The sequence below is a fragment of the Actinocorallia lasiicapitis genome (assembly GCF_054778695.1).
Map to the genome: position 1 here is coordinate 1 of NZ_BAAGZI010000322.1, position 6,890 is coordinate 6,890.

The window sequence follows — 6,890 nt, forward strand, 5'->3', positions numbered from 1 at the left end:
CCGCCGCGCCGGGCCCCGTGCCGCAGACGTCGCCGATCGCGAGCCGCCAGCGCGCCACCCCGTCGGGGCCGGGCGGCACCTCGAACACGTCGTAGAAGTCGCCGCCGACCTCGGCCCCCTCCCCCGCCGGGTGGTAGGAGACCGCGAACTCCACCCACGGCGGCTGGGGCAGCGGGTCGGGCGGCAGGAGGCTGCGCTGCAGGGCCAGGCTGGTGGCCTTCTGGACGGCGTAGAGCCGGGCGTTGTCGAAGGCCAGCGCCGACCGGCGGGCCAGCTCCTCGGCCAGTTCGTAGTAGTCGAGCGGGAACCGCTCGGCGCGTCCTACGGCGATCCCGCCGAGCCTGCGGCCGCGCGCGACCAGGGGTATCGTGCAGGCGACCTCCCCGGCCCACGGCTGGGGCGGCCCCTCAGGCGGGGCGCCCTCGGCGATCAGCCGCTCGGTCAGCGCGTCGGCGAGGTCCTCGTCGGTGTGCCAGACGTAGACCGGCCGGTCGCTCTCGTCGGTGTAGGCGGCGCACCACGTCGCGACCCGCGGCACGATCATCTGGGCGGTGAGCGCCAGCGTGCCGTGCGGGTCGAGGGTTCCGGCGAGCAGTTCGCTGGCCTCGGCCACGAACGTCATCCAGCCGCGCCAGGTCCGCTCGTTGAATTCCGGGGAAGCGGCCAAGTCCCAAATCCTGTCCCATCGGGCGATCAATGACAGACTGCAAAGGACTGCTGAGGAGTAAACCCTATGCCTCGTACATATGCACGGTCCGGCGGTGGCGCGAACTCACGGCTGGATACCACCCCTCGGTACAGCGACGCGGACCTCGAACCGCTGCTCCAGGCCCTCGCGCGAGTACGCGATGGTGATTTTCGCGACGATGAGGAGGCGTCCGCCGAAGGCGCGGCGCTCGAAGCCCTGCTCATGGTGCGGCAGATCAGGGAGCGGGCCAAGCACCAGCACGACGAGCTGGCCAGGGTGCGCCGCGAGGTGTCCCGGGAGGGCCATCTGGAGGAACGGCTGGCGGCGGGGCCCGGCACGGGTTCCTGGGCGGTCAGCGTGGATTCGGCCAACGCGCTCATCGAGGCATTGACGGGGCCCGCGCACGCGATGGCACGAGTAGTGGACGCGGTCGCCGCCGGAGATCTCTCGCAAAAAGTGGAATTGCGCTCCGATGGAAGACCATTGCGCGGTGAACTTCTGCGAATGGCGCGCTCGGTCAACCATATGGTCGATCAGCTCGACGCCTTCACCTCCGAGGTGACCCAGGTCGCGCGGGAGGTCGGCACCGAGGGGCGGCTGGGCGGGCAGGCGCCGCTGCGGGGCATGTCGGGACGGTGGCGCGACGTCACCAGCGCGGTCAACACGATGGCGGGCCGGCTGACGGCCCAGGTCCGCGACATCGCCGTGGTGACCACGGCCGTCGCCAAGGGCGACCTGACCCGGAAGGTGACGGTCGAGGCGGCGGGCGAGCTCCAGGAGCTGAAACTCACCGTCAACACGATGGTCGACCAGCTCTCCGCGTTCGCCGACGAGGTCACCCGCGTGGCCCGGGAGGTCGGCACGGAAGGCAATCTGGGCGGGCAGGCCAACGTCCGGGGGGTGTCCGGGGTCTGGAAGGACCTCACCGACAACGTCAACAGCATGGCGTCGAACCTGACCTACCAGGTGCGGAACATCGCGCAGGTCGCGACGGCCGTGGCCCGCGGCGATCTGAGCCGCAAGATCACCGTGGACGCGCGGGGCGAGATCCTCGAGCTCAAGGACACCCTGAACACGATGGTCGACCAGCTCTCGGCGTTCGCCGACGAGGTCACCCGCGTGGCTCGGGAGGTCGGCACCGAAGGCAACCTGGGCGGCCAGGCGCAGGTCCGCGGCGTCTCGGGCGTGTGGAAGGACCTCACCGACAACGTCAACAGCATGGCGACCAACCTGACCTACCAGGTGCGGAACATCGCGCAGGTCACCAAGGCCGTGGCCTACGGCGACCTGTCGAAGAAGATCACGGTCAACGCGCAGGGCGAGATCCTGGAGCTCAAGGACACCGTCAACACGATGGTCGACCAGCTCTCCGCGTTCGCCGACGAGGTCACCCGCGTGGCCCGGGAGGTCGGCACCGAAGGCAACCTGGGCGGACAGGCCAACGTCCGCGGGGTGTCCGGGGTCTGGAAGGACCTCACCGACAACGTCAACAACATGGCCACCAACCTGACCGGCCAGGTCCGGAACATCGCCCAGGTCGCGACGGCCGTCGCCCAGGGCGACCTCACCAAGAAGATCGACGTGGACGCCCGCGGCGAGATCCTCGAACTGAAACTGACCCTGAACACCATGGTCGACCAGCTCTCCGCGTTCGCCGACGAGGTCACCCGCGTCGCCCGTGACGTCGGCACCGAGGGGCGGCTGGGCGGACAGGCGCAGGTCCGCGGCGTGTCCGGCGTGTGGAAGGACCTCACCGACAACGTCAACGGCATGGCGACCAACCTGACCTACCAGGTGCGGAACATCGCCCAGGTCACCACGGCCGTCGCCCACGGCGACCTCACCCGCAAGATCGACGTGGACGCCCGCGGCGAGATCCTCGAACTGAAGACCACGATCAACACCATGGTCGACACGCTGTCGTCGTTCGCGTCCGAGGTCACCCGGGTGGCCCGCGAGGTCGGCAGCGAAGGCCAGCTCGGCGGCCAGGCCGAGGTCGAGGGCGTGTCCGGCACCTGGAAGCGGCTCACCGAATCGGTGAACGACCTGGCCGGCAATCTGACCACCCAGGTGCGGGCCATCGCCGAGGTCGCGTCCGGTGTGGCCAGCGGCGACCTCACCCGGTCGATCACCGTCGAGGCGAGCGGCGAGGTCGCGGAGCTGAAGGACAACGTCAACCTGATGGTGTCCAACCTCCGCGAGACCACCCGCGCCAACATGGAGCAGGACTGGCTGAAGACCAACCTCGCCAGGATCGGCGGCCTGATGCAGGGCCACCGCGACCTGCTGCAGGTCGCCCAGCTCATCATGAACGAGCTGACGCCGACCGTGTCCGCCCAGTACGGCGCGCTCTATCTGGCCGAGCAGCCGACGGGCGGCGAGCCCGAGCTGGTGCTGAAGGCCGGGTTCGGGATCTCGGTGTCGGCCAACGGCGACGTCAGGTTCGGGCTCGGCGAGGGCATCGTCGGGCAGACCGCGATGGAACGGCGGACCATCCTCATCCAGTCGGCGCCCGCCGACTACATCCGGATCAAGTCGGGGCTCGGCGAGGCCGCGCCGTCCAGTGTGATCGTGATGCCGATCGTCTTCGAGGACCAGGTGCTCGGCGCGATCGAGCTGGCGTCCTTCGGCGGGTTCACCCCGGTGCACCTGGACTTCTTCGACCAGTTCACCGAGACCATGGGCGTCACGATCAACGCGATCATCGCCAACGCCAGGACCGAGTCGCTGCTGGCGGAGTCGCAGCGCCTCACCCAGGAGCTGCAGGAACGTTCCGACGAACTCCAGCGGCAGCAGGCCGAACTGCGCAGGTCCAACACCGAGCTGGAGGAGAAGGCGGCGCTGCTGGCCAAGCAGAACCGCGCGATCGAGATCCAGAACTTCCAGATCGAGCAGGCCAGACGGACCCTGGAGGAGCGCGCCGAGCAGCTCGCGGTGTCGTCGCGGTACAAGTCGGAGTTCCTGGCGAACATGTCGCACGAGCTGCGGACCCCGCTGAACAGCCTGCTGGTGCTGGCGAAGCTGCTGTCGGAGAACAACGACGGCAACCTGACGCCCAAGCAGGTCGAGTTCGCCAAGACCATCTACGACTCGGGCACCGACCTGCTGCAGCTCATCAACGACATCCTCGACCTGGCGAAGGTCGAGGCCGGGAAGATGGACGTCCATCCGCAGCCGCTGGAGATGAACAAGCTGGTCGAGTACGTGGACGCCACGTTCCGGCCGCTGGCCGTCGACAAGGGCCTGACCTTCGACGTCAGGACCGAGCCCGGCGTGCCCGAGATGCTCTTCGCCGACGAGCAGCGGCTCCAGCAGGTGCTGCGGAACCTGTTGTCGAACGCGGTCAAGTTCACCGCCGACGGCGAGGTCAGGCTGACGGTCGGCAAGGCCGATCCGGAGCAGGTCACCTCCCCCAGCCTCCAGACGGCGGGTTCGGTGGTCGCGTTCCGGGTGACCGACACCGGGATCGGGATCAGCGAGGACAAACTCCAGGTGATCTTCGAGGCGTTCCAGCAGGCCGACGGCACCACCAGCCGCCGCTACGGAGGCACCGGGCTCGGGCTGTCGATCAGCCGGAACATCGCGTATCTGCTGAACGGCGAGATCCACGCCGAGAGCCGGGTCGGCCAGGGCTCGACCTTCACGCTGTACCTGCCCGTGGAGTACGCCGGAGTGATCGGCGAGACGCCGCATCCGCCGGACACGCTGCTGCCGACCGTCGAGGTGCCGCGGGCGATCGAGACGGGCGCCGCGCTGGCCGGTTTCCTGGACGACGCACCCGCCGACTACCTGGACCTGGTGCTGTCGGGCCGGAAGGTCCTGATCGTCGACGACGACGTCCGGAACGTGTTCGCGCTGACGTCGGTGCTCGAGGGCTACGGGATGGACGTGCTGTACGCCGAGGACGGTCAGGCCGGCATCGACCTGCTCCAACGCAACCCGGACATCTCGCTGGTCCTGATGGACGTGATGATGCCCGGGCTGGACGGCTACGCCACCACCGAGGCGATCCGCGGGATGCCGCAGTTCTCCGATCTGCCGATCATCATCATCACGGCGAAGGTGATGAAGGGCGACCGGGAGGACAGCCTCGCCTCGGGCGCGTCGGACTATGTGCCGAAACCGGTGGACGTGGACCACTTGCTGAGCGTCATGCGGGCGTGGCTCCAGCGGATGGAGGGCAACTGATGGGCGACAAGGCGAAGATCCTCCTGGTGGACGACCGGGAGGAGAACCTGATCGCGCTGGAGGCCATCCTCAGCTCGCTCGACCAGGATCTGATCCGGGCGCGCTCGGGCGAGCAGGCGCTGAAGGCGCTGCTCACCGACGAGTACGCGGTGATCCTCCTGGACGTGGTGATGCCCGGCATGGACGGGTTCGAGACCGCGCGCGACATCAAGCGCCGGAAGAAGACCCGAGACGTCCCGATCATCTTTCTGACGGCCGTGAACAGCGACCCCGACTACGCGTTCCGCGGCTACGCCGCCGGGGCGGTCGACTTCATCGCCAAGCCGTTCGACCCCTGGGTGCTGCGGGCGAAGGTGTCGGTCTTCGTGGAGCTGCACAACAAGAACCGGCAGCTCCGCCAGCAGGCCGCCCTGCTGCGGGAGCAGGCGGCGCTGCTGCGCGGCCGTTTGGGGGATCGCGGTGAGGTATCGAACGATTCATGACAGGATCGGCGGGTGAACGTGGAACGCCAGATTGAACTGCTGTTCGGCCTCGACAGCCGGAACGCCGAAACCCACACCAACCTGTCCGCCATCCGGCGCGACGGACGCTGCCTGTGGGTCGCCGGCGACGAGACCGCCACCATCGAGCGGCTGACCGAGGTGACCGCCCCCGACGGAACGGTCACCGGCTACGCCGACCAGGCCACCTTCGCCCTCGCCGACTTCGTCGAACTGCCGGCCGGTCCCGACGAGGAAGCCGACATCGAGGGCCTGGCCAGCGAGGGCGGCTGGCTCTGGGCGGTCGGCTCGCACAGCCTGAAGCGCAAGCGGATCAAGGCCGAGCACGACGACCGCAAGTCCCGCAAGCGGCTCGCCACGGTCGTCCGCGAGGAGAACCGCTACATCCTGGTGCGGCTGCCGCTGGAGGAGGGGCCCGACGGGCTGCCCGACCGGGTCCGCAAGGCCGCCGACGGCCGGACCGCGGCCGTCCTGGGCGGGCGCGGCGACTCCGTCGCCGACCTCCTCACCGACGACCCGCATCTCGGCCCGTTCCTGAAGATCCCGTCGAAGTACATCGGCGTGGACGTCGAGGGCGTCGCGGTCCACGGGGAGCGCCTGTACATCGGGTTCCGCGGGCCCGTGCTGCGCGGCTGGGCGGCGCTGGTCGAGGTGTGGCCGGAGACCGACCCCGACGACCCGGGCCGGCTGCGGCTGCGCCGCCTCAACGGCACCCGCTACCACACCCACTTCCTGGACCTCGCCGGTCTGGGCATCCGCGACCTGTGCCCGGACGGCGACGATCTGCTGATCCTGGCCGGTCCGAGCATGGCGCTGTCCGGTCCCGTCCGGCTGTTCCGCTGGCGCGACGCCTCCCACACCGAGCTGCCCGACATCGTCCGGGAGGCCGAGCACGTCGCGGATCTGCCGCACGGTGACGGCGAGGACCACGCCGAGGGCATCGCGGTGATCAGCGACGGCAAGCTGATCGTCGTCTACGACAGCCCCGCGGCGGCGCGGCACACGCCGGGCGGCGGGATGCTGGCCGACGTGTTCGTCCTGGACCGGCCGGTTCCGGGCGAGTGATCTAGACCCGCGCTGGGCACTCACCTGGCGTGAGTGCCGGAGCACTGTTCGCCACCGGCGCGGGGACGGGCCTGCTCGCGGGCGCCACGACCTGCGCCGCCCTCCAGGCCGGGCTGCTCGCCGCGGCCGTCCGCGAGGCACGTGACCCGGTCCGTCCGGTCGTCGCGTTCCTGGCCGGGAAGCTGGTCTCGCACACTCTGCTGGGCGCGGTGCTCGGGCTGCTCGGCGGCGCGGTGCAGCCGGGTCCGTGGCTGCGGTCGCTGCTGCTCATCGCGTCGGCGCTGGTGCTGGCGTACTTCGCGCTCGATCTGCTCGGGGTGCCGGTCCGCCGCCGGAAGAAGGCGGCGTGCGGCTGCGACTCCGACTGCGCGGCCTGCGGCCATGACGACGGCCGGCTGGGACGGCTGACCCGCGGCCATGGATCCGCGGTCCTGGGCGCGGCGACGGTG

Annotated in this window: 4 protein-coding genes and 1 pseudogene; 4 read left to right on the top strand and 1 reads right to left on the bottom strand. The window is 69.8% G+C overall.

Annotated elements, in window-relative coordinates:
- On the bottom strand, positions 1 to 667 hold a 667-nt coding region (locus ACYVE7_RS26205), incomplete at its 3' end, for a GAF domain-containing protein (RefSeq protein ID WP_460368160.1).
- A gap of 66 nt (positions 668 to 733) precedes the next feature.
- Between ACYVE7_RS26205 and ACYVE7_RS26210 the strand changes: the two genes are divergently transcribed.
- From ACYVE7_RS26210 to ACYVE7_RS26225, 4 genes and pseudogenes are all read left to right on the top strand, one after another.
- Positions 734 to 4,876, top strand: coding sequence for a hybrid sensor histidine kinase/response regulator (locus ACYVE7_RS26210; protein ID WP_460368161.1), 4,143 nt, complete (start codon positions 734 to 736; stop codon positions 4,874 to 4,876).
- Positions 4,876 to 5,316: pseudogene (locus tag ACYVE7_RS26215) on the top strand (response regulator); the annotation flags it as partial. The gene ACYVE7_RS26210 and the pseudogene ACYVE7_RS26215, both read left to right, overlap by 1 nt.
- A 60-nt stretch (positions 5,317 to 5,376) precedes the next feature.
- Complete coding sequence (locus ACYVE7_RS26220) at positions 5,377 to 6,441, top strand: DUF3616 domain-containing protein (RefSeq protein ID WP_460368164.1); 1,065 nt, start codon at positions 5,377 to 5,379, stop codon at positions 6,439 to 6,441.
- 29 nt (positions 6,442 to 6,470) lie between these two features.
- Positions 6,471 to 6,890: urease accessory protein UreH domain-containing protein (locus ACYVE7_RS26225; RefSeq protein ID WP_460368166.1), on the top strand; the 420-nt coding region annotated here is incomplete at its 3' end.